The sequence below is a fragment of the Bradyrhizobium sp. genome (genome assembly GCF_035570375.1).
Taxonomy (GTDB): Bacteria; Pseudomonadota; Alphaproteobacteria; order Rhizobiales; family Xanthobacteraceae; genus Bradyrhizobium.
The window spans coordinates 12,370-37,123 of record NZ_DATMLW010000067.1 but is presented as its reverse complement, the minus strand read 5'-3'; the positions used below and the strand labels follow the sequence as shown (position 1 = coordinate 37,123).

Annotated in this window: 26 protein-coding genes; 12 read left to right on the top strand and 14 right to left on the bottom strand. The window is 62.7% G+C overall.

From position 1 onward, the window contains the following. Positions 1-131 precede the first annotated feature (131 nt). Both VNX23_RS07340 and VNX23_RS07335 read left to right on the top strand, forming a co-directional pair. Positions 132-827: a tetratricopeptide repeat protein gene (locus VNX23_RS07340; protein ID WP_325628592.1), complete on the top strand. Its 696-nt coding sequence runs from the start codon at positions 132-134 to the stop codon at positions 825-827. Next, the gene (locus tag VNX23_RS07335; protein ID WP_325628590.1) at positions 824-1,141 is read left to right on the top strand and encodes a bacterial transcriptional activator domain-containing protein; all 318 of its coding nucleotides are present in this window, start codon (positions 824-826) and stop codon (positions 1,139-1,141) included. The genes VNX23_RS07340 and VNX23_RS07335 overlap by 4 nt, the downstream gene beginning before the upstream one ends. Positions 1,142-1,233: 92 nt before the next feature. On the opposite strand, the gene VNX23_RS07330 is transcribed toward VNX23_RS07335, so the two are convergent. Further along, positions 1,234-2,442, bottom strand: coding sequence for an ABC transporter substrate-binding protein (locus tag VNX23_RS07330; RefSeq protein ID WP_325628588.1), 1,209 nt, complete (start codon positions 2,440-2,442; stop codon positions 1,234-1,236). A 275-nt stretch (positions 2,443-2,717) separates the two neighbouring features. Further along, positions 2,718-3,443: an endonuclease III gene (gene nth / locus VNX23_RS07325; RefSeq protein WP_325628586.1), complete on the bottom strand. Its 726-nt coding sequence runs from the start codon at positions 3,441-3,443 to the stop codon at positions 2,718-2,720. A 118-nt stretch (positions 3,444-3,561) separates the two neighbouring features. On the opposite strand from nth, the gene VNX23_RS07320 reads away from it, so the two are divergent. Together VNX23_RS07320 and VNX23_RS07315 are read left to right on the top strand one after the other, a co-directional pair. Beyond that, complete coding sequence (locus VNX23_RS07320; RefSeq protein ID WP_325628584.1) at positions 3,562-4,080, top strand: DUF2244 domain-containing protein; 519 nt, start codon at positions 3,562-3,564, stop codon at positions 4,078-4,080. 68 nt (positions 4,081-4,148) lie between these two features. Further along, entirely contained in the window at positions 4,149-5,045 is an 897-nt protein-coding gene (locus tag VNX23_RS07315; RefSeq protein ID WP_325628582.1) for a bifunctional helix-turn-helix domain-containing protein/methylated-DNA--[protein]-cysteine S-methyltransferase, read from the top strand. Between the two features lie 83 nt (positions 5,046-5,128). Here the strand turns inward: VNX23_RS07315 and VNX23_RS07310 are convergent, their stop codons facing one another. From VNX23_RS07310 to dnaK, 9 genes are all read right to left on the bottom strand, one after another. Next, the gene (locus VNX23_RS07310) at positions 5,129-5,659 is read right to left on the bottom strand and encodes a GNAT family N-acetyltransferase (protein WP_325628580.1); all 531 of its coding nucleotides are present in this window, start codon (positions 5,657-5,659) and stop codon (positions 5,129-5,131) included. Further along, entirely contained in the window at positions 5,656-6,276 is a 621-nt protein-coding gene (locus VNX23_RS07305; RefSeq protein ID WP_325628578.1) for a 2,3-bisphosphoglycerate-dependent phosphoglycerate mutase, read from the bottom strand. Before VNX23_RS07305 ends, VNX23_RS07310 begins: the two co-directional genes overlap by 4 nt. A 29-nt stretch (positions 6,277-6,305) precedes the next feature. Further along, on the bottom strand, positions 6,306-7,121 hold the full coding sequence (gene dapB / locus VNX23_RS07300) for a 4-hydroxy-tetrahydrodipicolinate reductase (RefSeq protein WP_325628576.1): 816 nt from the start codon (positions 7,119-7,121) through the stop codon (positions 6,306-6,308). A gap of 68 nt (positions 7,122-7,189) precedes the next feature. Next, positions 7,190-7,495, bottom strand: a complete 306-nt coding sequence (locus VNX23_RS07295) for a DUF1330 domain-containing protein (RefSeq protein WP_325628574.1) — start codon at positions 7,493-7,495, stop codon at positions 7,190-7,192. After that, complete coding sequence (gene pyrF, locus VNX23_RS07290) at positions 7,492-8,223, bottom strand: orotidine-5'-phosphate decarboxylase (protein WP_325628572.1); 732 nt, start codon at positions 8,221-8,223, stop codon at positions 7,492-7,494. The genes VNX23_RS07295 and pyrF overlap by 4 nt, the downstream gene beginning before the upstream one ends. A 6-nt stretch (positions 8,224-8,229) precedes the next feature. Continuing rightward, entirely contained in the window at positions 8,230-8,808 is a 579-nt protein-coding gene (locus tag VNX23_RS07285; protein WP_325628570.1) for an NAD(P)H-dependent oxidoreductase, read from the bottom strand. A 209-nt stretch (positions 8,809-9,017) separates the two neighbouring features. Next, the gene (locus VNX23_RS07280) at positions 9,018-9,617 is read right to left on the bottom strand and encodes a class I SAM-dependent methyltransferase (protein ID WP_325628568.1); all 600 of its coding nucleotides are present in this window, start codon (positions 9,615-9,617) and stop codon (positions 9,018-9,020) included. Positions 9,618-9,799: 182 nt separating this feature from the next. Next, positions 9,800-10,930: a molecular chaperone DnaJ gene (gene dnaJ, locus VNX23_RS07275; RefSeq protein WP_325628566.1), complete on the bottom strand. Its 1,131-nt coding sequence runs from the start codon at positions 10,928-10,930 to the stop codon at positions 9,800-9,802. Between the two features lie 297 nt (positions 10,931-11,227). Continuing rightward, positions 11,228-13,129, bottom strand: coding sequence for a molecular chaperone DnaK (gene dnaK, locus VNX23_RS07270; RefSeq protein ID WP_325628564.1), 1,902 nt, complete (start codon positions 13,127-13,129; stop codon positions 11,228-11,230). A gap of 530 nt (positions 13,130-13,659) precedes the next feature. Here dnaK and VNX23_RS07265 point away from each other — a divergent pair. Then, entirely contained in the window at positions 13,660-14,595 is a 936-nt protein-coding gene (locus tag VNX23_RS07265) for a hypothetical protein (protein WP_325628562.1), read from the top strand. Positions 14,596-14,695: 100 nt separating this feature from the next. Continuing rightward, positions 14,696-15,412: a bifunctional nicotinamidase/pyrazinamidase gene (gene pncA, locus VNX23_RS07260; protein WP_325628561.1), complete on the top strand. Its 717-nt coding sequence runs from the start codon at positions 14,696-14,698 to the stop codon at positions 15,410-15,412. A gap of 3 nt (positions 15,413-15,415) precedes the next feature. On the opposite strand, the gene grpE is transcribed toward pncA, so the two are convergent. Together grpE and hrcA are read right to left on the bottom strand one after the other, a co-directional pair. Beyond that, a complete protein-coding gene (gene grpE / locus VNX23_RS07255) occupies positions 15,416-16,015 on the bottom strand; it encodes a nucleotide exchange factor GrpE (RefSeq protein WP_325628559.1) in 600 nt (199 codons plus the stop codon). A 485-nt stretch (positions 16,016-16,500) separates the two neighbouring features. Continuing rightward, positions 16,501-17,589 (bottom strand): heat-inducible transcriptional repressor HrcA, encoded by a 1,089-nt coding sequence (gene hrcA / locus VNX23_RS07250; protein ID WP_325628557.1) that lies wholly within the window; start codon positions 17,587-17,589, stop codon positions 16,501-16,503. Positions 17,590-17,885: 296 nt separating this feature from the next. Between hrcA and rph the strand changes: the two genes are divergently transcribed. The 3 genes from rph to hemW all read left to right on the top strand — a co-directional run bounded on the left by rph (position 17,886) and on the right by hemW (position 20,565). Continuing rightward, positions 17,886-18,599: a ribonuclease PH gene (gene rph / locus VNX23_RS07245; protein WP_325628555.1), complete on the top strand. Its 714-nt coding sequence runs from the start codon at positions 17,886-17,888 to the stop codon at positions 18,597-18,599. Between the two features lie 23 nt (positions 18,600-18,622). Beyond that, the gene (rdgB, locus tag VNX23_RS07240; RefSeq protein ID WP_325628553.1) at positions 18,623-19,252 is read left to right on the top strand and encodes an RdgB/HAM1 family non-canonical purine NTP pyrophosphatase; all 630 of its coding nucleotides are present in this window, start codon (positions 18,623-18,625) and stop codon (positions 19,250-19,252) included. Positions 19,253-19,386: 134 nt separating this feature from the next. Next, entirely contained in the window at positions 19,387-20,565 is a 1,179-nt protein-coding gene (gene hemW, locus VNX23_RS07235; protein WP_325628551.1) for a radical SAM family heme chaperone HemW, read from the top strand. A 51-nt stretch (positions 20,566-20,616) separates the two neighbouring features. On the opposite strand, the gene VNX23_RS07230 is transcribed toward hemW, so the two are convergent. Beyond that, complete coding sequence (locus tag VNX23_RS07230) at positions 20,617-21,834, bottom strand: penicillin-binding protein activator (protein WP_325628549.1); 1,218 nt, start codon at positions 21,832-21,834, stop codon at positions 20,617-20,619. Between the two features lie 489 nt (positions 21,835-22,323). Here VNX23_RS07230 and rsmI point away from each other — a divergent pair, with 489 nt between their 5' ends. The 3 genes from rsmI to gshB are packed head-to-tail and all read left to right on the top strand — an operon-like array spanning position 22,324 to position 24,684. Next, the gene (gene rsmI / locus VNX23_RS07225; protein ID WP_325628547.1) at positions 22,324-23,292 is read left to right on the top strand and encodes a 16S rRNA (cytidine(1402)-2'-O)-methyltransferase; all 969 of its coding nucleotides are present in this window, start codon (positions 22,324-22,326) and stop codon (positions 23,290-23,292) included. Beyond that, on the top strand, positions 23,279-23,704 hold the full coding sequence (locus VNX23_RS07220) for a YraN family protein (protein WP_325628545.1): 426 nt from the start codon (positions 23,279-23,281) through the stop codon (positions 23,702-23,704). The genes rsmI and VNX23_RS07220 overlap by 14 nt, the downstream gene beginning before the upstream one ends. Before the next feature lie 32 nt (positions 23,705-23,736). Beyond that, a complete protein-coding gene (gene gshB / locus VNX23_RS07215; protein WP_325628544.1) occupies positions 23,737-24,684 on the top strand; it encodes a glutathione synthase in 948 nt (315 codons plus the stop codon). The last annotated feature ends 70 nt before the right edge of the window (positions 24,685-24,754 follow it).

Genomic DNA, 24,754 nt, shown 5'->3' with positions numbered 1-24,754 from the left:
CAACATCTCGCGCTTCCCGACAAGCCGTCCATAGCCGTCCTGCCATTCGCTAATATGAGCCGCGATGCGGAGCAGGAATACTTCGCCGATGGTGTGTCCGAGGACATCATCACAGCTATTTCGAAACTACATTGGTTTTTCGTAATCGACAGATCGGGAGCGAGCTCGGCGTGCGCTATGTGCTTGAGGGCAGCGTACGAAAGTCTGGACAGCGGGTGCGCATCACTGCGCAGCTCATCGACGCTTCCAACGGCAACCATATATGGGCGGATCGCTACGACGGCGACCTGAACGACGTCTTTGCCTTGCAGGACAGGATTACCAACAGTGTTGTCGCCGCCATCGAACCTCATCTGTTGGAGGCTGAGAGCGTCCGCTCGCAGAACCGGACCCCAAGCGATGTCCGCGCCTGGGACCTGTTGATGCAGGCGAGCTTCCTGTTCTGGCGTCTAAATAAGACAGACGGCGACGCCGCGATTTCCATTCTCAGGCGCGCCACCCAGCTCTACCCCGCCTATGCGCCTGCCCACAGCGTGCTCGCTTTCGCGATCCTGTTGCTTGGGTATCTGGGATACATCGACGTGCAGGCGGATGAGGCCGCCGCACTGGCAGCCCGCGCCGCCGAACTCGATCGCAACGATCCATGGGCCTATGTCGCGCTTGGATTTGTCGCTTTCACCGAACGACGCACCGATGAATCAATAGCGCATTTCCAGCGCGCCCTGAATCTCAATCCGAACTTTGCTGCGGCTCATGGCTATCTCGGTTGTCATTCGATGGACAATCCGACAAAGCCATCGTTCACTCGCAAACCGCAATTCGCATGAGCCCGCACGATCCACAACAGGTGATTTTCCATGGCGGGTTGGCAGCGGCGCACTATCTCGCTGGTAGCTATGATGAAGCCATCAATAGCGCACTTAGTGTCTTGCGGTTCCGGCCGACCTTCAATGGGGCCCGCCGATTGCTGGTAGCTGCTTTGGCCCAGGCCGGGCGTCTCGACGAGGCACAGAGGGAACTCGAACGGCTGAGAAACTTTCAGCCCGATATTTCGCTCGCCTGGATCGAGAAGAATGTGCCCTACACACCAGGCCCAATGAAGAGCTACTTGGAGGGTTGGCGCAAGGTTGGTCTCAAGTGACGGACCTCTTTAGATCTCTGCTAAGGGTCCATTCGCGTCGGTTTGGGCGTGCACCGACGACTTCCGCTCTACCCTGATTTTCACGCCCAGGCTCAGTGCGCGACAAGCGGACAGCCGCCTTCGGCCAACGGCCTGAACGCCTGATCGCCCGGAATCGTGGCGAGGATCTTGTAATAGTCCCAGGCTCCCTTCGATTCCGGCGGCGTCTTCACCTGCGCAAAATACATGTCGTGAACCAGCCGGCCGTCCGCGCGCAGCCGTCCGTTTTTGACGTAGAAATCGTTGACAGGCGTCTCGCGCATCTTCGCCATCACGGCCTTGGCCTCGTCGGTGCCAGCCGCAGCGACGGCGCCGAGATAATGGCGGATCGCCGAATAGACCGCCGCCTGCGGCATCGTCGGCATCCGGCCGTGCCGTTCAAAGAAGCGCTTCGACCAGGCGCGGGTTTCATCGTTGCGATCCCAGTAGAATGCGGTGACGAATTTCAGCCCTTGGGCTGCCTGCAGCTCCATGCTGTGCACGTCGGAAATGAACACCAAAAGCGAGACGATGGTCTGGTTTTTCGTTAGTCCAAATTCGTTCGCCTGCTTGGTGGCATTGACCATGTCGCCGCCGCCATTGGCGAAAGCCACGACCTTCGCGCCGGAGGCCTGCGCCTGAAGCAGATAGGAGGAAAAATCCGCGGTATTGAGCGGATGACGCACGCTTCCCAAAACCTTTCCGCCCGCCGCCTTCACCGCGGCCGTCGCGTCGGCCTCGAGCGAATGGCCGAAGGCGTAGTCGACGGTGATGAAGAACCAGCTGTCGCGGCCTTCCGCCACGATCGCCTTCGCAAGGCTCGTGGTCAGCGCGTAACTGTCATAGATCCAGGACGCCTCCGTCGGCGTGCACGATTTGCCGGTAAAAGCAGTGCTGCCGACCGCACCCGCGATCGCGATGCGGTTTTTCTCGTAAGCGAGTTGCTCGACCCCCAACGCGACCGCCGAATGGTCGAAGCCGATCGCCATGTCGACGTTACCGACCTCGAACCATTCGCGCGCGATCGCAACCCCGACGTCGGATTTGTTCTGATGATCGGCGAACACGATCTCGACCGGTTTGCCGAGCACGGTGCCGCCGAAATCCTCGACTGCCATCCGCGCCGCCACCACCGAGCCCGGACCGCCGAGATCGGCATAAAGACCGGATTGATCGTTGAGCACGCCGATTTTCACGACATTGTCGGAGACTTGCGCGCGTGCGTCCGCGGCGCCAAGGCCGATTGCGGCCACGGCTGAAACCAGCACAAGCGGAAATCGCATGACGCCCCTCCCCAATCGAATGCGCGAGCCCTTCTTCGGGGCGTGTTCGGAGAGCCTAGTGTCCCGATTCCGAAGTTCGTATCATTCACGCGGCATATTCGTCTACGAACTTCGGAATCGAAGGACACTAGAAAATCTACAATTCTAGTGTGGCTCTTGGTTCAGAAGTCCGCATGACGAACCCGTGGCAACAATGATGCGGACTTCTGAACCGCCACACTAGGTTCGGCTTGATCGGGGCACAAGCTCTGCGGCCGGACCGGGGGACGCGGTCGTCAGACCGTCTTCTCCGGCCAGCGGCAGAGATCGTTGATCAGGCACACTTCGCAGCGCGGCTTGCGCGCAAGGCAGGTGTAGCGGCCGTGCAGGATCAGCCAGTGGTGGGCGTGCAGCATGAATTCGGGAGGCACCACGCGCTCGAGCCCAAGCTCCACTTCAAGCGGCGTCTTGCCCGGCGCAAGTCCGGTACGATTGGCGACGCGAAACACATGGGTGTCGACGGCGAGCGTGTGTTCGCCATAGGCCATGTTGAGCACGACATTGGCCGTCTTGCGTCCGGCCCCCGGCAGCGACTCGACTTCAGCGCGGCTGCGCGGTACCTCACCACCGAATTCGCTGATCAGCTTCTCCGACAACGCGATGACGTTCCTCGCCTTGGTGCGGTAAAGCCCGATGGTCCTGATGTAGTCGCGCAATTTTTCCTCACCGAGCGCCGCCATCTTTTGCGGCGTGTCGGCGACCTGGAACAAGCTGCGCGTGGCGCGATTGACGCCGGCATCGGTCGCCTGTGCGGAAAGCACGACGGCCACCAAAAGCGTGAAGGGATTGAGATGTTCGAGCTCGCCCTTCGGTTCGGGATTGGCTTTGCGGAAACGGCTGAAAGCCTCGTGAATCTCGCCCTGTGTCCAGGGCCTTGGCTTGCTTGCGGCCTTGCGCGCGCGCCGCGGTTTCGCCAGCTTTCGCTTCGAAGGTTTTTTGGAGGATTTTGCGGAAACCCTCATGGCGCCTCCAGCCTTGCCCCGGTTCTTGCCTTGGTCTTTGCCTTGGCTCCTGGCGGATTTCGATGCGGAAACTGAGCGGCGGGTGATTTTCGGCATGTTCCGGGTATACTGAGGCGCCATGACCGCAGGCAACGATTTTGATCCTCACCCACAGCCGGAATTGTTCTCCGCGCTACTGACGCCGCACCGCTCGCTCAATCACACCGGCTTTCTGGTGGTGATGGCGTTTGTCAGTGTGATCAGCTTTGCCGCGGGCTTCGCCTTCCTGATGATGGGCGCCTGGCCGGTGCTCGGCTTTTTCGGCCTCGACGTGCTCGCGATCTATTGGGCGTTCCGGGTCAATTTCCGCCGTGCCAGGGCCAGCGAGGAGATCAGGGTAACGGCGTCGGAATTGCGCTTCCGCCGGATAAGCCACCGCGGCCATGTGGTGGAATACGTGCTCAATCCGCTGTGGGTGAAGCTCGACCGCAAGACCCACCCCGAATACGGCGTGGAAAAGCTCTATCTGCTTTCAAGGGGCCGCCGCGTGGCCATTGGAAGTTTCTTAGGCCCTGACGAAAAAGCCAGTTTTGCCAATGCCTTGGCGGTCGCCCTGCAGGCCGCTCGGCGCGGGGTGACCTATAATCCGGTGTTGTAGCAAATCCTGTCCCCGCCCAAATCGGGAATCGGGTGGTTTGGACGAGGCTTAAGGCCTACATCAGGCGCATGATGAACCTTGCTATCAACGACCACCGCCTCACCACACCCGGCTCGCAGATCGCAGCGCTGCGCGACTATGATTCGGTGCGGCGAGCGATTGCGTTTATCTCCGAGCAATGGCGAGCCCAGCCGACCATCGAAGCGGTGGCGGACGCGGCCAGCGTCACGCCGGACGAACTGCACCATTTGTTTCGCCGCTGGGCCGGGCTGACGCCAAAGGCCTTCATGCAGGCACTCACCCTCGACCACGCCAAGAATCTGTTGCGCGAGTCCGCCAGTGTGCTGGATGCCGCGCTTGACTCCGGCCTTTCCGGCCCCGGACGGCTGCACGATCTCTTCGTCACCCACGAGGCGATGTCGCCGGGCGAGTGGAAGAACGGCGGCGCCGGCATGACTCTGCGCTTCGGCTTTCACGCCTGCCCGTTCGGCACGGCTGTCGTGATCGCCAGCGATCGCGGCCTGGCGGGGCTCGCCTTTGCCGATCCCGGCGAGGAAGCCCCTGCGCTGGCCGACATGCAGCGGCGCTGGCCGCGCGCAACCTATGTCGAAGACCAGGTGGCTACCGCACCGATTGCGCGGCGCATCTTCGATCCAAAGCTTTGGCGGCCCGACGAGCCGCTGCGGGTTGTCCTGATCGGAACCGATTTCGAGGTCCGGGTTTGGGAGACGCTGTTGAAGATCCCGATGGGTCGCGCGGTCTGCTACTCGGATATCGCCAACAAGATCAAGAGCCCGAAAGCCTCTCGCGCGGTCGGCGCGGCGGTCGGCAAAAATCCGATCTCGTTCGTGGTCCCCTGCCATCGCGCGCTCGGCAAAGGCGGCGCGCTGACCGGCTACCACTGGGGCATCACCCGCAAACAGGCCATGCTCGGCTGGGAAGCCGGGCAGCTGGGAGTGCATTGAGGCGAACCTGGTGGTCTTGAAACCTCCCCCGCACAGGCTTTTGACCCCCACCCCAACCCTCCCCCCTTCAGGGGGAGGGAGCGCTAGCGCTCCAGCCGCTTCCACATGATGGCGGTGTCGCACGGCCTGCCGTCAGGAAACAGCGCATAGTCCGGCACAATCCCGGTTTGCTGCCATCCGGAACGCAAGTAAAGGCGATGGCCGTTCTCACCGGGCACGGTATCGAGCACCAGAAGCCAGCGGCCGCGCGTTCGCGCTTCCTCCTCGATCTGCACCATCAGGGCTGCGCCGATGCCGCGGCCGCGCACGGAGCGGTGTACCAGCATTTTCTTGACGTCGGCACGGTGCGGCTGGTTGGGCGGCGTGTCCAACCCTAGCTGTACGGTGCCGACGATCCTGCCGTCGAGTTTTGCCGCCAGCAAAACCGTGTCGCCGGCCGCGACCGACCCCGCGACTTTGCTGAAAAATCCAAGCGCCTGACCGAGTGAGAATGGCGCCATGAAACTGACGCTGGCACCGCCCGCGACACAGTCGACCAGCACATCGGCAAGCTCAACCAGCGCGACATCGGCAACCGGCGCGGCCAGCGCGACGATCTCGGCCCTTGCGCTCACGCCAGATCGAGCTTGGATGCGACGGTGGAGTCCGCGTTCAGGTGATAGACCACGGGAACGCCGGTGGCGAGTTCGCGCTTCAATATGCCTTCGGGCGAAAGCTTCTCCAGCACCATGATCAGCGCGCGCAGCGAATTGCCATGGGCCGAGACCAGCGTGCGCTCGCCGCGCAGCACACAAGGCAGGATTTCCTGGACATAATACGGCAGCGCACGCGCCAGCGTGTCTTTCAGGCTTTCACCGCCCGGCGGTGCCACGTCGTAGGAACGCCGCCAGATATGCACCTGCTCCTCGCCCCATCGCCTGCGCGCGTCGTCCTTGTTCAGCCCCGACAGATCGCCGTAGTCGCGTTCGTTGAGCGCGAGATCCTTGCGAACGGGCAAGCCGGTCTGGCCGAGCTCGTCAAGCATCAGATCGAGCGTGTGCTGCGCGCGAAGCAGCACTGAGGTGAAGGCGATGTCAAAGACAAGTCCCTGCGCCTTCAATTTGCGAGCGGCTTCCGTGGCCTCTCGGATGCCCTGCTCCGTCAGGTCGGGGTCCTTCCAGCCGGTGAACAGATTCTTCAGATTCCATTCGCTCTGGCCGTGACGCACCAGCACGAGAAGACGATCGCCCATACCTGGATTCCGTGTTCGAATTTGATGGATTAGAAATCGGCGAGCCCGAGCACGTCCGCCATGGTGTAGAGCCCGGGTTTCTTGTCGCGCGCCCACAACGCGGCCTTCACCGCACCTTGCGCGAACATGGTACGGTCCTCGGCCCTGTGAGTGAGTTCGATGCGCTCCATGGCCCCTGCGAAGATCACGCTGTGATCTCCAGTGACGGTGCCGCCGCGCAACGAGGTAAAGCCGATGTCGCCCGAGCGGCGTGCGCCAGTGACGCCATCGCGGCCTCGCGCCGAATGCGCCTCGAGCGCGATCTTGCGGCCGCTGGCGGCGGCCTCGCCCAGCATCAACGCCGTGCCCGAGGGCGCATCGATCTTGCCGCGGTGATGCATCTCGAGAATCTCGATATCGAAACTCTCGTCGAGCGCCTGCGCCACCCGCTTCACCACCGCCGCGAGCAGATTGACACCGAGGCTCATATTGCCCGACTTGACGACGATGGCGCGCGAGGTGACGCTCTTGATCACGGCGTCATCGGACCCAGACAACCCGGTGGTGCCGATGACATGAACCAGGCCACGTTCGGCGGCGATGGCGACATTGGCAATGGTGGCGCCGGGCACGGTGAAGTCGAGAATGCCGTCGGCATTGGCCGACATCGTCCAAAGATCGGCCGACAGCAGCACGCCATTGGCGGGAAGTCCCGCAAGCACGCCGGCATCCTTGCCCAAAAACTCCGAGCCGGGGGCTTCCAGCGCACCTGCCAGCAGCGCGCCCTTGGTCTCGGAAATGACGCGTGTCAGTGCCCGGCCCATCCGGCCGCCGGCTCCGGCTACGATCAAGCGCATCTCGGACATTACTGGTTCCTCTCGGGATCGTTGTAACCGGGAGAAGGGGGTTCCGGCAACCGAGAGCGCATGCCCGGTCAAGGCTGCGGGCCGTCATAGCCCTCGATGATGATGAGGTCGACAATCGAATGTGGCTGCCGCACCTTGATGTTGGCCTGATATTCCGGGGAATTGTAACAGGCGAGCGCGGTCTCATAATCGCGGAATTCAATCACGACGTTTCGCGCCCGGCTCTGGCCTTCGACGGCTTTTAGCTGGCCGGCGCGAACGACAAATCGGCCGCCGAACTTCTTGAAAATGGCGGGATTGGCGGCGGCGTAAGGCTTGTAACCCTCGTCATTATGGACGTCGACGCGCCCAATCCAGTACCCTTTTGCCGTCATTGTCGTTCTCCCTGTTGATTAAGCGCCGCGTGCGCAATCTCGGCCTGGATCGCTTCGGCTGCCGCCTTCGGCTCGGCGGCTTCGATCACGGGACGTCCGACCACGAGATAATCGGCACCCGCCGCAATGGCGCGCGCCGGCGTCATGATGCGTTTCTGGTCGCCGGCATCGAGCCCGGCCGGGCGGATGCCGGGTGTCACCAGGCTCATCCCGGCGCCAACGAGCTTGCGCAGGGCGCTTGCTTCTTCCGGCGAACACACAAGCCCGTCGACGCCGAGCGCGTGAGCCTGCCGCGCGCGCTCCTCGACCAGCTCGGAGACGGGAAGGCGATAGCCCGCGGCTTTGAGATCGCCATCGTCATACGAGGTCAAGACGGTGACGGCGAGGATTTTCAGCGAGGATTGCCCGCGCGCTTCGATCGCCGCCTTCATGGTCTGCGGATAGGCATGCACGGTCAGGAACGTGGCGCCGAGCGCGTTCAGGCTTTCCACGCCGCGCGCCACCGTGTTGCCGATATCGTGCAGCTTGAGATCGACGAACACCTTCTTGCCGGCATCGTTGAGCCTGCCGACCAGCGACAATCCGCCCGCATAGGCCAGCTGATAGCCGATCTTATAGAACGTGACGGCATCGCCAAGCCGGGTGATCATGGCTTGCGCCCGCTCGACATCCGGCAGGTCGAGCGCCACGATCAGTCTGTCGTGGGAAGGTATGGCGGACGGCTGCATGTCACCTCACGTCAGACGCTGCGAAACGTCGATCAATTGCCGGACCAGCGCGTCGAGCGCCTCGATATCGGCCGGATGTTTCAATTTGTCCATATCGTCATAGGCCTCGCCGGCGAACGACAGCGCCAGCTGGTTCGGGATTACCAACGCCTGGCAGGCGGAAAGGATCGACCGCAGCGCCGCCAGCGACCGCGATCCGCCGAGCCTGCTCTGCGAGGCGGCCGCGATGGCAAACGCACGGCCGCGAAAAACCTGGCCGCGCGTCTCCTGGGGGTCGTGGACGCGGCTCACCCAGTCGATGGTATTTTTGACCAGCGGTGGAACGGAGGCGTTGTATTCGGGCGTTACGATCAGGACGCCGTGATGGACGCCGATCATGCGCTTGAGATTGACGGCGTTCTTGGGCACACCCGATCTCGTCTGCAGATCGCCGTCGTAGATCGGCAAGGGAAAATCAGCCAGCGAGATACGGGTCACCTCGGCGCCGGCCTGCGCGATTTGATAGGCGGCGACCGCCGCGAGCTTCGCATTGAGCGAGCCGGTGCGGAGTGAGCCGGGGATCACCAGGATTTTCAGCGCAGCCATGATTGAAAATGGTTCGGGACCAACCCGCGAGCAGCGCGGGCTATCTAGTGTCCCGATTCCGAAGTTCGTATCATGACGTGGCACACTCGTTTACGAACTTCGGAATCGAAAGGACACTAGGAAATTCTATAATGCTAGTGTGGCTTTTGGTTCAGAAGTCCGCATGATGAACTCGCGGGTAGCATGATGCGGACTTCTGAACCGCCACACTAGCGCTTCCGATACACCCAGACGCGGGCCGGCGGAAGGTTCATCCAGATCCGCTCCGAAGCTTCCGTGGAAACGCCGGGCAGCGATTTCGGGATTGGCGGGGCGACCGAATAGGTGAACTGCACGAAAGGTGCGCCAGGCGCCAGCGCCTGGAAGGCGTCGCGGATCAGCTTCAGGCGCGTCTGCATCGGCTTGGTGACGAGCGGCAGGCCGGAGACGACGGCGGACGCCGGAGCGCCGAGCACGTTGCGCAGCGAGTCCCGCAGCGTAAAAGCATCGCCCTGCACCACCTTCGCTTGCGGGTAACGGTCGCGCAGCAAGGCGCAGAAGCCCGGATTATATTCGACCAGCACCAGCCGCTTCTGATCTACCCCGCGCTCGATCAATGCCGCGGTGATCGCGCCTGTTCCCGGACCAAGCTCGACGACCGCGCCTGACGAATTTGCGTCGACATACTGAGCCATGGTGCGCGCGAGCAGGCGTCCCGAGGGCATCACGGCGCCGACGTGAAGCGGCTTCTCGATCCATGTGCGAAGAAATCGAACCTCGTCATCGAGACGAGGTTTCTTCAACGCGCGCACGGTCGATTGCATTGGCATGTCGCTACCAGGCGGGACCGCGTTTCGCGGCATTGTCAGAAAATGGTCATAAACAGGTATAGGTAGCTGGCGATACGGTCAAGCCGGACCCGTCCTCACCGGCGGCGGAGACGTGCAGCGGCTTCGCGATAACACCCTGCGCTGATTGTCCTTTTGGAACGCAGCCCTTTGCCGAGCGCACTTTAGGTATTCGCGCGGCTGCCGAAGAAATCCTTGACCTTGGTGAAAAATCCCGCGGCTTCCGGCTGGGTCGCACCGGAAGACAGTTTTTCAAATTCGGCCAACAGCTCCTGCTGCTTCCTGGTCAAATTCTGCGGCGTCTCGACCATGACCTGGACGTACATGTCGCCGGTCTGGCGCGAGCGGAGCACCGGCATGCCCTTTGACGCAATACGAAACCGTCTGCCGGATTGCGTCCCTGCAGGAATTTTCACCTTGGTCTTGCCGCGGTCGATGGTCGGCACGTCGAATTCACCGCCGAGCGCGGCGGCCACCATCGAGATCGGCACCCGACAATGCAGATCGGCGCCGTCGCGCTGGAAGAATTCGTGGGCGGCCAGCGACAGGAAAATATAGAGATCACCCGAAGGCCCGCCGCGGATGCCGGCTTCGCCTTCCCCGGCGAGCCTGATGCGCGTGCCGTCTTCCACACCCTGGGGGATATTGACCGCCAGCGTGCGGTCGCGGGTCACGCGGCCGGAGCCCGCGCATGACGGGCACGGATCCTCGATCATTTGTCCGCGGCCGTGGCAGCCCGGACAGGTTCGTTCCAGCGTGAAAAATCCCTGCGACTGCCGCACGCGCCCGGCGCCGCCGCACGTCGCGCAGGTCTTCGGCTTGGTGCCGGCCTTGGCGCCGGTGCCCGAACAGGATTCGCAGGTAACCGAGACGGGAATCTCGATCTGGGCGGTCTTGCCCTGGAAGGCCTCTTCCAGCGTGATTTCCATGTTGTAGCGAAGGTCGGCACCGCGCTCGCGCCCGCCGCCGCGCCCGCGCTGGCCGGCCATGCCGAACAAGTCTTCGAAAATGTCGGAAAACGACGACGCAAATCCCGCGCCGAACCCGGCGCCGCCGACCCCACCCTGCTCGAACGCCGCGTGGCCGTAGCGGTCGTAGGCGGCGCGTTTTTGATCGTCCTTGAGAACTTCGTAGGCTTCGTTGATTTCCTTGAAACGTATCTCGCTGGCGGCATCGCCCGGATTCCGGTCAGGGTGCCATTTCATCGCGAGCTTGCGGAATGCAGCCTTGAGCTTGGATTCGTCCGCGTTTCGTTCAACTTCAAGGGTTTCGTAGTAGCAGCGCTTGGTTGACATCCTTCAAACCCGCCCGAAGTTCATACTGGTGTCCCGGTTCTGACATTCGTACCCCGTTGCGGCGAGTTCGTTTACGAATGTCAGAACCAAAGCGACACCAGCTAAGTTAGATTCCAGTGTGGTTTTGGATTTGACATTCGATTTGAGGATTCGCCGCGACGCCGAATCGAATGTCAAATCCACCACACTGGTCGCGAAGGCATGCCTCACAATGCCGCGTTCGGCTTAATGAAAAATAACCCTCATCCTACGAGACGCGTGCTCGGCAGAATGAGGGTCATGATCATGATTCGCCGCTTAAGCAGACTTCTTGTTATTCTTGTCGTCGTCGACCTCGGTAAATTCCGCGTCGACCACGTCGTCCTTCGCAGCGCCCTTGGCCGCCGCTCCTTCGGCCTGTTGCTTGTACATCGCCTCGCCGAGCTTCATCGAAGCCTGCGCCAGCGTGTTGGTCTTGGCCTTGATCGCCTCCGCATCGTCGCCCTTCAGCGCTTCCTTGAGGTCGCTGACCGCATCCTCGATAGCGCGGCGCTCGGTGTCGGCGATCTTCGAACCATGTTCGGCCAGCGCCTTCTCGGTGGAATGCACCAGCGCGTCGGCATGGTTCTTGGCATCGACCGCTTCGCGGCGCTTCTTGTCCTCGGCGGCGTTGGCTTCGGCGTCCTTGACCATCTTCTCGATATCCGATTCGGACAGGCCGCCGGATGCCTGGATCCGGATCTGCTGCTCCTTGCCGGTCGCCTTGTCCTTTGCCGACACATTGACGATGCCGTTGGCGTCGATGTCGAACGTGACCTCGATTTGCGGCATGCCGCGCGGCGCAGGCGGAATGCCCATCAAGTCGAACTGGCCGAGCATCTTGTTGTCGGCCGCCATTTCACGCTCGCCCTGGAAGACGCGGATGGTAACGGCGTTCTGGTTGTCCTCGGCGGTCGAGAACACCTGGCTCTTCTTGGTCGGGATCGTGGTGTTGCGCTCGATGATGCGGGTGAAGACGCCGCCCAGCGTCTCGATGCCGAGCGACAGCGGGGTCACGTCGAGCAGCAACACGTCTTTCACGTCGCCCTGCAGCACGCCGGCCTGGATCGCGGCGCCGATGGCCACGACTTCGTCCGGATTGACGCCCTTGTGCGGCTCCTTGCCGAACAATTGCTTGACCACTTCCTGAACCTTGGGCATGCGGGTCATGCCGCCCACCAGCACCACTTCGCCGACCTCGCCCGCGGTGAGGCCAGCGTCCTTCAGCGCCTTGCGGCAGGGCTCGATGGTCTTCTGGACGAGGTCATCGACCAGCGCCTCGAACTTGGCGCGCGTCAATTTCATCGTCAGGTGTTTCGGTCCCGACTGATCGGCCGTGATGAACGGCAGGTTGATTTCCGTCTGCGTGGTCGAGGACAACTCGATCTTGGCCTTTTCGGCCGCCTCTTTCAGGCGCTGCAAGGCGAGCTTGTCGTTGCGCAGGTTGATGCCCTGCTCCTTCTGGAATTCGTCGGCAAGGTAGTTGACCAGCCGCATGTCGAAATCCTCGCCGCCGAGGAAGGTGTCGCCGTTGGTCGACTTCACCTCGAACACGCCGTCGCCGATTTCGAGAATCGAAATATCGAAGGTGCCGCCGCCGAGATCGTACACCGCAATGGTGCCGGATTTCGTCTTGTCGAGGCCGTAGGCAAGCGCGGCCGCGGTCGGCTCGTTGATGATACGCAGCACTTCAAGGCCCGCGATCTTGCCGGCGTCCTTGGTTGCCTGGCGTTGCGCGTCATTGAAATAGGCGGGAACGGTGATAACGGCCTGCTCGACCTTCTGGCCGAGATGGGCTTCCGCGGTCTCCTTCATCTTTTGCAGGATGAAAGCGGAGATCTGCGAGGGCGAGTAGGTCTTGCCGTCGGCTTCGACCCAGGCATCGCCGTTGGATGCCTTGACGATCTTGTAAGGGACGAGTTTCTTGTCCTTTTCGACCATCGGGTCGTCGTAGCGGCGGCCGATAAGGCGCTTGACGGCGAAGAAGGTCCGTTCGGGATTGGTCACCGCCTGGCGCTTGGCGGGTTGACCGACGAGGCGCTCACCATCGTCGGTAAAGGCCACGATCGACGGGGTTGTCCGCATGCCCTCGGCGTTCTCGATGACTTTCGCAGTCTTGCCATCCATTACGGCGACGCACGAATTCGTGGTGCCGAGATCGATCCCTATGACCTTTGCCATGGTCCTGATATCCTTCTTTTGCGGCAGGTTGGCTGGGCCCTAGTGGAGTGGATTTGACATTCGCTAACCACCAACCGGGGGCTCGAAAGCGAATGTCGAATCCGAAACTCCACTAGCAATCTATATTGCCAGTGGTCCTTTTGATTTCAACATTCGCAAAACTGCCTGCCTAGAGGATGCGAATGTTGAAATCGGACCACTTGCGGCGCACCAATCCAAAACCCCCAACGATCAAACTACTCGCGATATTGCGACGGTGAGCCTCATATAGGAGAGGGTGCAGGCCCCGCAAGGAGGCCGGCGCAACCTTCATCCGCGAAATCCCTCTATCTTTTAAGGTTGTTTCAGCTGGGGCCGTCTCTGCAGTCGTGCCCCGGGGCAAGATCGAGGCCGCACCCGACGCCGTCGTAAGGCGCTGTTGCCGGGGCGGCAAAAACGTTAAAAACCGGTGAAAATGTTCCGGGAGTCAGGCCGACCCCGGCAGGGCCACGACCACCGAACGGCCGCAATGCAGACCGAGAACAGTGCCGATGAAGCACCTCCGACTATTTTCCGCCCTCGCCCTGCTCGCCGTCGTCCATGGCCCGGCGGCGGCCGCAGAGCCGGTTTTTCCACCGGGCTCCCGGGTCGGGATGACCCCGCTGGTGGGCCTTAACCCGGCCAAGAACTTCGCCGGTTTCGAGACCGAGGACCAGAGCGTCAAGGTGCTGGTGGCGGAGCTTCCGCCGGAAGCCTATGGCGAGGTCATGAATGCGCTGAAGAGCAATCCGGCGGTCGCCAGCGCCATCAAGCCCGAGAGCCTCGAAACCGGGGCGGGAAAGGCCTATTACACCACCGAAACCGGCAAGGATGGCACCGGCACGGTGCGGCGCTATTCGATGATCCTGCAAGGCGGCACCTTCTCCGGCTATGTCGCCGCGCGGGTTCCGGAAAACGCCAGCAGGATCTATACCGACGAGGCGATACGGCAGATGTTTTCCTCGGCCGTCGTCCGTAAGGAGGTTCCCGCCGCCGAGCAATTGGGGCTGATGCCCTTCAAGGTCGGCGAACTCAGCGAGTTCAGGAATGTCCGCACCTTGACGCCGGGCGCGGCCGTTCTTCTCGCCGACGGCGACGAGAAAGGCGGTCTCGAGGCGGCGCCCTTCATGGTGATCGGCGTGATGGGGTCGGCTCCGGCACAGCCTGGCGATCGCGGCCGCTTCGCCGAGCAGGCCGCAACCTCCATTCCCGGCTTGCGCAGTTTGAGGATCACGACGTCCGAGCCGCTGCGCATTGACGGCACGGCCGGCTACGAGACGCGGCTGGATGCGATCAGCGCCAAGGACAATACGCCCGTGACGGTGGTGCAATGGTTGCGATTCGGCGGCCAGAGCGCGCTGCGAATCATCGGCAGTTCGCCGCGCGAGCAATGGGCCCAGGCGTTCCCGCGATTTCGGGCCGTGCGCGACGGTATTCAGCCGCCCTAGACCGGTTGGGCGCCTGCCCCGGCGGCAAGCGCCTTTACGATGGTCCGCCGACCTGATTTGCTGTAAGCGCGAGCGCTCGAAAGCGAGAGGGAGGTGCGACATGCTGGACCGAAGGCAATTTGTGGCCGGCCTCGGCACGATGGCCGTCATGACCATCGCTGCAAGATCCGCCTGGGCAGCGGCTTCGATCAAGATCGACGATGCGTCCGCGCTGCTGGTCATCGACGTGCAAAATTGCTTCCTGCCGGGCGGCAGCCTGGCCGTGAAGGGCGGCGACCAGGTCGTTCCCGTGATCAACCGCCTCGCCAAGGGATTCGCCAACGTCGTCCTGACTCAGGACTGGCACACGCCCGGTCACGCCTCGTTTGCGTCTTCCCACAGCGGGAAGAAGCCGTTTGAAACCATCGATCTTGCTTACGGCAAACAGGTGTTGTGGCCCGATCACTGCGTGCAGGGGACCGAAGGCGCCGGTTTGTCGAAAGACCTGTCGATACCGCAGGCCGGGCTCATTATTCGCAAGGGATACCACCAGGACGTCGACAGCTATTCGGCCTTCACCGAAGCCGACGGCAAGACGACGACGGGACTTGCCGCCTATCTCAACGCGCGCAAGCTGCAGCGCCTCTTCATCGCCGGGCTCGCCACCGATTTCTGCGTCGCATGGACGGCACTGGACGCGCGGAAAGCGGGCTTTGAGGCCTACGTCATCGAAGATGCCTGCCGTGGCATCGACACGCAGGGCTCGCTCGCCAAGGCCTGGGCGGACATGGAGAAGGCCGGCGTCAAGCGCATCCAGTCGAGCGATATCGCCGTTTGATTCTCAGTTTTGTTCCGCGGCGTTTGTCTTGGCACCGCCCTTGGCGACGGCAACAAGGGCCGGACGCAGCACGCGCTCGCCGATCATGTAGCCGGCCTGAACGACCTGCACGACCGTGCCCGCAGGCACCGACGCGTCGGGAACCTCGTACATCGCCTGCTGAAAATTCGGATCGAATTTCTCCCCTGAGGGATCGAATTTCTTGACGCCGTTTTTCTCAAGCGCGTTGAGCAGCGAGCGTTCGGTCAGCTCGACGCCTTCGATCAGTGCTTTGAGCATCGGATCGGCGGATTCCCTGGTTTCAGCGGGGACCGCGTCGAGCGCCCGCTGCAGATTGTCCGCAATCCCGAGCACGTCGCGCGCGAAGCCGGTGATGCCGTAGGTGCGCGCGTCGGCAACTTCCCTGGCGGTGCGCTTGCGCAGATTCTCCATCTCGGCAAGCGTCCGCAGCGCCTTGTCGCGCAAGTCGGCGTTTGCTCTTGCCAGTGCTTCCGCCGATCCTTCCTCGGGATCGTCGGGCATGATGTAGGGCCTGGAGACCACCGGCTCGTTGTCTTGTGCCGGATTGGCCGGATTGTCCTTCTGCCCGTTTTGATCGGTCATCACGCTGCCTTCTGAAGATCACTGGGAATGGTTGCGAATGCTAATGGAGTGGATTTGAAGTTCCTATCGGTATCGCGGCAAGTTCGTGATAGGAACTTCAAATTCAAAGCCGCTACTCAAATCAACAAGTTGCCAGAGCTCCTTTGATTCCGAAGTTCGCATCAATGGTCGCCGCGATCGCTTGCGAACTTCGGAATCGGAGACTCTAGATTCTCATATTTGCTAGTGGTCCTTTTATTCTGACATTCGCAAAGGTGCCCGCTGCGAAGGGAAGCGAATGCCAGAACCGGACCACTAGCGCGGATATCGTGCTTTAGGAGCAGAAAATCAAGCGGCGCGCGGTATCCGGCAGACGTCATCGCCGGACCATCGGCGCGCGGGGCACATCCGAGAATCTCGAGATTCCAGGCCTGGTCCGGAGCCTGTCATCGGGCCGCGCTTCGCGCGGACCCGTTGGGACCGGAATGACGTAGACCACCCCGAGATCATGCGCCAAGCATCCGGCTGACGATGCGCGCCGCATAGTCGACCGTTGGTATCACGCGCGCATAGTTGAGCCGGGTCGGCCCGATCACGCCGAGCACGCCGACGATATGGCCGCCGGCATCCCGATACGGTGCGATGATGGTGGAAGAGCCCGAGAGCGAAAACAGCTTGTTCTCCGACCCGATGAAGATCCGCACGCCGTCGGCGCTTTCGGCGCGGCCCAACAGATCGATGACCCCGCGCTTGGTTTCGAGATCGTCGAACAGCAATCTGACGCGCTCGAGATCCTCCAGCGCGTGCAGGTCTTCCAGAAGATTGGCATGGCCGCGCACAATGAGTTGCCGATTTTCGCTTTCGCCGCCGGACCAGCTCGCGATGCCCGCGGCGATCACCTTCTGCGTCAACTGATCGAGTTCGGCGCGGCCTTGCGCCAATGCGGTTTCAAGTTCGAGGCGCGCTTCGGCCAGCGTCCGGCCGCGAATCCGCGCATTCAGGAAATTGGTCGCTTCGGTAAGTGCGGAAGAGGGAACGCCCGGCGGCAGGCTCAACACGCGATTCTCGACCTGGCCGTCCTCGCCGACCAGCACGACCAGCGCGCGTTGCGGCTCGAGCCGGACAAACTCGATATGCTTGAGCCGCGAATTGGATTTGCCGGTCAGCACCACCGCGGCGGCCCGGGTGAGGCCGGAAAGTCGCGTCAGCGCTTCGCCAAGCGCCGCCTCGACCGATTGCGCCTTGCCGACGGAAGCAAGCTGGCTCTGGATCGACTGCCTCTCCGCTTCGGTGAGATCGCCGAGCTGCATCAGGGCGTCGACAAAAAACCGCAAACCGATTTCGGTCGGCAGCCGGCCTGCCGAGGTATGCGGCGCGTAAATCAGGCCGAGCGCCTCGAGATCCGCCATCACGTTGCGCACCGAGGCCGGCGACAGCGGTACCGCGATCAGGCGCGAGATATTGCGTGAGCCGACGGGTTCGCCGGTGGCGAGATAGCTTTCCACGATCTGGCGGAAGATGTCGCGCGAGCGCTCGTTGAGCTGGGCAAGCCCGGCATGCGACGTGATCAGGCCGATCGGTTCGTGTTGGGCCAAATCCAAACTCCTAGTGTCCCGGTTCTGACATTCGTATCCTGTCGCGGCGGGTCCGTTTACGAATGTCAGAACCGCGGGGACACTAGCAAATGTCAGATTCTAGTGTGGTTTTGGATTTGACATTCGCTTTGAGGACTCGCTGCGATACAGAAGCGAATGTCAAATTCACCACACTAGCAACAGCCGACCCGATTTTGTCCCTCCGAAGAGCCGGTGACAAGCCGGAAAGCCCTTGCCGCTGTCGGCCGGCGCACCTACAAGCACGCCCAGCGAAAACCCTTGCCGGAGGACTTCCCATGCGGCCAAGCCGCCGTGCCCCTGACGAACTGCGCGCCGTGACGTTGGAACGCGGCGTCGTCAAATATGCCGAGGGTTCCTGCATGGTTAAATTCGGCGACACCCATGTGCTGGTGACGGCGACGCTCGAGGAGCGGTTGCCGCCGTGGCTCAAGGGCCAGGGCCGCGGCTGGGTCACGGCCGAATACGGCATGCTGCCGCGCGCCACACTTGAACGCACCCGTCGAGAGGCCTCCGCGGGAAAACAGAACGGGCGCACCGTAGAGATCCAGCGCCTGATCGGCCGCTCGCTGCGCGCCACCATCGACCTGGAAGCGCTGGGCGAGCGCCAGATCACCGTGGACTGCGACGTGCTGCAGGCCGATGGCGGCACGCGCACGGCCTCGATCACCGGCGCCTGGGTCGCGCTGGCCGACTGCATCGGCTGGATGAAGGCCCGCAACATGGTCAGGGGCAACGTGCTGCGCGACAACGTTGCCGCGATTTCCTGCGGCATCTATCAGGGAACGCCGGTGCTCGATCTCGATTATGCCGAGGATTCGGCAGCCGAGACCGACGCCAATTTTGTCATGACCGGCGACGGACGAATCATCGAGGTGCAGGGCACCGCCGAGAAGACGCCTTTCACGCAGGACGAATTTCTCTCGCTGATGGCGCTGGCGCGCCAGGGCGTGGCACGGCTCGTCGACCTGCAAAAACTGGCCGTCGCCTGATTTTCAACCAACCGACCAAACGCATGCATCGTCAAATCAAAGGCCGTCTCGTGATCGCGACCCACAATCCCGGCAAGCTCGCCGAGATGCGCGAACTGCTGGCGCCGCATGGCGTCGAGGCGATTTCGGCCGGCGATCTCGGCCTTGCCGAACCCGAGGAGAGTGGCGACAGTTTTGTCGCCAATGCCCGCATCAAGGCAACTTCTGCCGCCAGAGCCGCGGAGTTGCCGGCCTTCGCCGACGATTCCGGTATCGTCGTCGATGCGCTGGATGGTGCGCCCGGCATCTACTCCGCTCGCTGGGCCGGAGAGAACAAGGACTTTAACGCCGCCATGACCCGGATCGAGCGGCTGTTGCAGGAACGTGGCGCGACGCATGAGCGAGAGCGAGGCGCGCATTTCGTTTCCGCGCTCTGCGTCGCCTGGCCCGACGGCCACCTCGAGGAGGTCGAGGCGCGCGTCGATGGAACTCTGGTCTGGCCACCGCGCGGCACCGCCGGTTTCGGCTACGATCCGATGTTCCTTCCGGACGGGCACAGCCGTACCTTCGGCGAAATGAGCTCGATCGAAAAGCACGGCCTGCCGCCGCTCGGAAAAGGGCTGTCGCACCGCGCCCGCGCCTTTGTCAAACTGGCGGAGATCTGCCTTGACTAGTACCGCCGATCTGAAGTCCCTGCATCACAAGCGGCGAGTTCCTTTCAGGGACCTCAGATCGATAAGCGGTACTGGTATCAATAAGTTTGCTGGTGCCCGCGACTTTCCGAAGTTCGTGAAAGGTGGGTGCTGAGGTGGAGCACGAACTTCGGAAAGCGGGCACTAGCACTGGCGAGGCTTTCGGCGTTTACGTGCACTGGCCGTTCTGCCTGTCGAAATGTCCGTATTGCGATTTCAACAGCCATGTCCGCCACGCGCCGATCGACGAGGACCGGTTCGCGCGCGCCTTTGCGCGCGAAATCGCAACCTCTGCCGCGCGCGCAGGCGATCGCGAGGTAAGCTCGATCTTTCTCGGCGGCGGCACGCCGTCCCTGATGCAGCCGAAGACCGTCGGGGCGATCCTGGATGCGATTGGCAGCAACTGGCGCGTGGCGTCGGAGGTGGAAGTCACGCTGGAGGCCAATCCCACCAGTGTCGAGGCCACGCGTTTTGCCGGCTACCGTGCAGCCGGCGTCAACCGCGTGTCGCTGGGGGTGCAGGCGCTGGACGATGCCTCGCTCAAGACGCTTGGGCGCCTGCACACCGCACGCGAGGCGCTTGATGCGGTCGCGATCGCGCGCCGCTCGTTCGAGCGCTACTCCTTCGATCTGATTTATGCCCGCCCCGATCAAACGCCGCAAATGTGGGCGGAGGAGTTGAAGCGCGCGATCTCTGAGGCGGCCGAGCATCTGTCGCTCTATCAATTGACCATCGAAGAGGACACGCCGTTCTTTGGCTTGCATGCGGCCGGCAAGTTGAAGACGCCGGACGAGGCGCTGGCGCGCGCGCTCTATGATGTGACGCAGGAAATCTGCGAGGAAGGCGGCCTGCCGGCTTATGAGATTTCCAACCACGCGCGCAGAGGTGCCGAATGCCGGCATAATCTCGTCTACTGGCGCGGCCAGGAATATGCCGGCATCGGCCCCGGCGCGCATGGCCGGCTCGACTTCGATCGCGCCCGGCACGCGATCGCCAACGAGAAGCGCCCCGAAGCCTGGCTGATGCGCGTCGAGGCGAGCGGTCATGGCGTCGTCACCGACGATTGCCTCAACAGCGAACAGCGCGCCGACGAGTTTCTGCTGATGGGCCTGCGGCTGGCCGAAGGCATCGACCCCGGACGTTATGCTGATTTATCGGGGCGCTCGCTCGATCCCGATCGCATCGCCATCCTGCGCCAGGAAGGCGCGATCGAGGTCGACGGAAACGGCCGTTTGCGGGTGACGCAAGCGGGATTCCCGGTGCTCGATGCCGTGGTGGCGGATCTCGCGGCGTGACTGTTGGCCGCAGCCGCACCAGGAATAGGCTGCCCTTAAGCACCGAAACTCTCAAGCGCCAAAGCTTTTGGGCGAGGCGGCGGCGATCGCCGCACCGCCTGAGGAAACGCGCATCACCGCAAGCCCGCGCTCGTTGGTGCCGTCGGCGCGGAAACGGAACAGGCCGTCGATGCCGGCAAAGCCAGACGGGTTCTGCAGCACGTCGGCCGTGAAACGTTGTCCACCCTGGGTTCGCGACAAGGCCGCGGTCAGCGCCACGGCGTCGTAGGAAAGGGTCGCCGTTCGCACCGGCTCGGTACCGTATTTGCCGCGATAGCGCCGTGCGAAGCTCTTGAAGCCCGTTGGATCCGGCGCGGCGAACAGGCCGCCCTGCAATCTGGAACTCGAGAACACGTGCGGATTGTCCCACAGCCCGGTGCCGAGCAGCTGGATGTTCTGCAGATTGGCGCCGGCCGCGGCGAGCGCATCGGCTACCGTCACGACCGCATCGCCGTCATCGGCCAGAAACAGCGCATCGGCCTGACCGAGCGCCTGCGCCACATTCCGTGCCGCACTTGCGCGATCGGCGCCGTATCTTTCGAATGCGGCAATGCGGCCGCCGCGCCTGGGCACCGCCTGCTTGAAAGCCGCTTCCACCACGTTGCCGTAGGCGTTTTCGGGCAGCATTGCCGCAAAGGATCGCTTGCCGATGCTGGCGGCATATTCGACGATCCGGTTGACGTCCGACTCCGGCAAGAAGCTGAAAAGATAGACGCCGCGACCCGCTACACTCGAATCGGTCGAAAACGCGATCACGGAAATGCCCTTGCTCCGCGCAGCCTGCGCGGTCGCCGGCACCGAGGATGCAAACAGCGGCCCCAGGATGAGCTCCGCGCCTTCGTCGATCGCCTGCTGGGCCGATTGCTGCGCGCCCTGGGCGCTGCCGGCGTCGTCCTTGATCAGGAGCTGGAGATTCGGGTTCAGGAATTCCGAAAGCGCAAGCTCAGCGGCATTCTTCATCGATTGCGCCGCGGCGCCGGCGTTGCCTCCCGCCGACAGCGGCAGGATCAAGCCGACCTTGACCTGGCCGCTCCCCACTGAAACCGGCTGTTGCGGCGCTCCCGCAGGGGTGTTCGCTGGCTGCGAACTGGAGAACGGGCTGGAAAACTGGCTGAGCGTCTGCTGCACGCTCGAACAGGCGCCTAGCAGCGGCGTGCCCAGAATGAGGCCGAGCGCCGTCCGGCGGGTGGCACGGGAACCAGAGGCCCCGGACCTGAAAGCGTCGGACATACCTGCATCATCAGACATGGAAGGCTTGTCAGCTTCCGCCATGGGATCGAACGCCCCCACCATCGCTTCTCTATCTCTTGGCCGACCCAAATTGCCCGGGATTTCACCCTCTAGTGTGGCGAATTTGAAGTTCCCATCGGTATCGCGGCACGTTCGTTATAGGGACTTCAAATTCAAAGCCGCTACTCAAATCAACAAGTTTACCAGAGCTCCTTTGATTCCGAAGTTCGCATCGGAGGTCGCCGCGATGGCGTGCGAACTTCGGAACCGGAGCTCTAGCGCGATCAGGGGGGCGGATTCAGGCATAATGTCGGCGAATAGTTAACCAAAACAAAAGGATTATGGCTTTCCCCGCCGCGATCGGTTGCAGGAGGGCCCCGTCTCAGCTGGCAGGACGCCTGCTCGTTTACCGCATCCACAAGAGGCGAACACCGGTTTCTTCGCGCGAGGTGGTATCCACCCCACGCGAAAACCATCTACATTGGCATTATGCGCGCAAAAGCTGCTTCCATAAATACTTCTCTTGGATCGGCCGCCTCGATCCGGACATTTTCCGTCAGCGGCCAGGTCCTGACCGCGCCGAGGCCTGTTCCCGGCCTTTATCTGGTGGCGACGCCGATCGGCAATCTCGGCGACATCACCTTGCGCGCGCTGGAAACGCTCGCCGGCGTCGACATCATCGCCTGCGAGGATACGCGCATCACCCGCCGACTGACCGAGCGGTACGCCATTGCGGCTCAGCTCAGATCCTATCACGAACACAACGCGGCGCTGGCGCGGCCGAAAATTCTGCAATGGCTGGCGCAAGGCGCTGCCATCGCGCTCGTCTCCGACGCCGGAACGCCGCTGATTTCCGATCCCGGTTTCAAGCTGGTACGCGAGGCCTGCGCGGCCGGTCATCGCGTCGTCGCGCTGCCGGGCCCCTCTTCCGTGCTGACAGCGCTGTCGGTCGCGGCCCTGCCGACGGATCGCTTCTTCTTCGGGGGATTTCTGCCCGCGAGGGAAAACGCCCGCCAGGCGCGGCTGAAGGAGCTGGCGGGAATGGACGCCACGCTCGTGATGTTCGAATCCGGCAGCCGCGTGCAGGACACCCTGCGCGACCTCGCCGCGATCATGGGCGAGCGCGACGCTGCGATCTGCCGCGAGATGACCAAGATGCACGAGGAGGTCCACCGCGCCACGCTCGCCGAACTTGCGCGCTCCGCAACCACCCTCGAGACGCGCGGCGAATTCGTGCTGGTGGTCGGCCCGCCTTCCGCCGCGGCGCGAACCATGACGGGCGACGCGCTGGATGATTTTCTGCGCACCAGGCTCGCAAGCGACAGCGTCAAGGACGCGGTCGCGCACGCCGTGGCAATGTCAGGGCGGCCACGCCGCGAGATCTATGCCCGCGCGCTCGAGCTTGCGAAGCAGAGGGGCGACCAACAAGCCGGCAAGGGCGCGCATGACCAGGTCTGACGCCACCTCTGAGGGCGCCGCGCCGCCCGACAGGCGTGCCAAAGCCGCCTCGCCCGCGCGCGTGGTGGCGTTTCAAACCGGGCTTTCGGCGGAGTCCCGCGCCGCGGCTTTCCTGATCGCCAAGGGCTATCGCATCCTCGCCCGGCGCTTTCGCACGCCTTACGGCGAGATCGACATCGTGGCGCGGCGGCGCAATCTCTTGGCTTTCATCGAGGTCAAGGCACGCGACAGCCTCGATGACGCCGCTTACGCCGTCACCGCGCGCCAGCAGGCGCGCATCATCGCCGCCGCGCAAGGCTGGCTGATGGCACATCCCGAACATGCCGAATTTGAACTTCGCTTCGACGCCATGCTGATTGCGCCGCGCAAGCTTCCGCGACATCTGTTGGCGGCGTTCGACGCGAGCCCTTGAACCCCCGACAGAGCCCCTCAACGGATTGAGCCATGAAATTGAACGTCGCCGTCCAGATGGATCCCATCGCGCGCATCAACATCCGCGGCGATTCGACTTTCGCGCTGCTGCTGGAGGCGCAGAAGCGCGGCCACAGCCTGTCCTATTACACGCCCGACAAGCTTTCGCAAAACGGCGAAGAACTGGTGGCGCCGGTGCAGATTCTTTCCGTGCGCGACGAGGAGAGCAATCATTTCACCCTCGGCGAGCCCAGGCGCGAGGCGCTTTCCGTCTTCGACGTGATCCTGCTCAGGCAGGACCCGCCGTTTGATCTCGCCTACATCACCTCGACCCATCTGCTCGAGGCCCTGCAGCCAAAGACGCTGGTGGTGAACGACCCGGCGGGCGTCCGCAACGCGCCGGAAAAGCTGTTCGTGATGAATTTCCCGAAATTGATGTCGCCGACGCTGATCTCGCGCGATCTCGACGAGATCAACGCATTCCGTGACACGCATGGAGCCGTGGTGATGAAGCCGCTGCACGGTCACGGCGGGGCCGCGGTGTTTCGCGTCATGCCGCAGGACATGAATTTCGGCTCGCTGTTCGACATGTTCTCCGTGACCTTCAAGGAGCCCTGGGTGACCCAGCGCTTCCTCCCCGAGGTCAAGCATGGCGACAAGCGCATCATCCTGGTCGACGGCGAATTTGCCGGCGCCGTCAACCGCGTGCCGGCGGCCGACGATTTGCGCTCCAACATGGTGCGCGGCGGCGCGGCGAAGGCGACCGACTTGACCGAACGCGAGCGCGAAATCTGCAGCGCACTCGGCCCCGCCTTGCGCGAGCGCGGGCTTCTTTTCGTCGGTATCGACGTCATCGACGGCTATCTCACCGAGATCAACGTGACCTCGCCAACCGGCATCCGCGCCGTCGCGCGGCTCGGGGGGCCCGATATTGCGGCGATGATCTGGGACGCGGTTGAGAAGAAGCGCGCCAACAGCTAGACTTGCGCCTTGAGGTTGCGGCTAAATTCCAAAAACGTCAAAAAGCGGTCGCAGCTTTTCGATAAGGTCT

Coding starts and splice junctions, on each gene's coding strand:
- VNX23_RS07230 (WP_325628549.1), bottom strand. CDS start 21,834: ATGTCCGACGCTTTCAGGTCCGGGGCCTCTGGTTCCCGTGCCACCCGC.
- VNX23_RS07280 (WP_325628568.1), bottom strand. CDS start 9,617: ATGCCAATGCAATCGACCGTGCGCGCGTTGAAGAAACCTCGTCTCGAT.
- VNX23_RS07315 (WP_325628582.1), top strand. CDS start 4,149: ATGATGAACCTTGCTATCAACGACCACCGCCTCACCACACCCGGCTCG.
- VNX23_RS07305 (WP_325628578.1), bottom strand. CDS start 6,276: ATGGGCGATCGTCTTCTCGTGCTGGTGCGTCACGGCCAGAGCGAATGG.
- VNX23_RS07320 (WP_325628584.1), top strand. CDS start 3,562: ATGACCGCAGGCAACGATTTTGATCCTCACCCACAGCCGGAATTGTTC.
- pncA (WP_325628561.1), top strand. CDS start 14,696: ATGCTGGACCGAAGGCAATTTGTGGCCGGCCTCGGCACGATGGCCGTC.
- nth (WP_325628586.1), bottom strand. CDS start 3,443: ATGAGGGTTTCCGCAAAATCCTCCAAAAAACCTTCGAAGCGAAAGCTG.
- dnaJ (WP_325628566.1), bottom strand. CDS start 10,930: ATGTCAACCAAGCGCTGCTACTACGAAACCCTTGAAGTTGAACGAAAC.
- dnaK (WP_325628564.1), bottom strand. CDS start 13,129: ATGGCAAAGGTCATAGGGATCGATCTCGGCACCACGAATTCGTGCGTC.
- rdgB (WP_325628553.1), top strand. CDS start 18,623: ATGCATCGTCAAATCAAAGGCCGTCTCGTGATCGCGACCCACAATCCC.
- dapB (WP_325628576.1), bottom strand. CDS start 7,121: ATGTCCGAGATGCGCTTGATCGTAGCCGGAGCCGGCGGCCGGATGGGC.
- gshB (WP_325628544.1), top strand. CDS start 23,737: ATGAAATTGAACGTCGCCGTCCAGATGGATCCCATCGCGCGCATCAAC.
- rsmI (WP_325628547.1), top strand. CDS start 22,324: ATGCGCGCAAAAGCTGCTTCCATAAATACTTCTCTTGGATCGGCCGCC.
- VNX23_RS07285 (WP_325628570.1), bottom strand. CDS start 8,808: ATGGCTGCGCTGAAAATCCTGGTGATCCCCGGCTCACTCCGCACCGGC.
- VNX23_RS07265 (WP_325628562.1), top strand. CDS start 13,660: ATGAAGCACCTCCGACTATTTTCCGCCCTCGCCCTGCTCGCCGTCGTC.
- VNX23_RS07335 (WP_325628590.1), top strand. CDS start 824: ATGAGCCCGCACGATCCACAACAGGTGATTTTCCATGGCGGGTTGGCA.
- grpE (WP_325628559.1), bottom strand. CDS start 16,015: ATGACCGATCAAAACGGGCAGAAGGACAATCCGGCCAATCCGGCACAA.
- pyrF (WP_325628572.1), bottom strand. CDS start 8,223: ATGCAGCCGTCCGCCATACCTTCCCACGACAGACTGATCGTGGCGCTC.
- VNX23_RS07330 (WP_325628588.1), bottom strand. CDS start 2,442: ATGCGATTTCCGCTTGTGCTGGTTTCAGCCGTGGCCGCAATCGGCCTT.
- rph (WP_325628555.1), top strand. CDS start 17,886: ATGCGGCCAAGCCGCCGTGCCCCTGACGAACTGCGCGCCGTGACGTTG.
- VNX23_RS07220 (WP_325628545.1), top strand. CDS start 23,279: ATGACCAGGTCTGACGCCACCTCTGAGGGCGCCGCGCCGCCCGACAGG.
- VNX23_RS07295 (WP_325628574.1), bottom strand. CDS start 7,495: ATGACGGCAAAAGGGTACTGGATTGGGCGCGTCGACGTCCATAATGAC.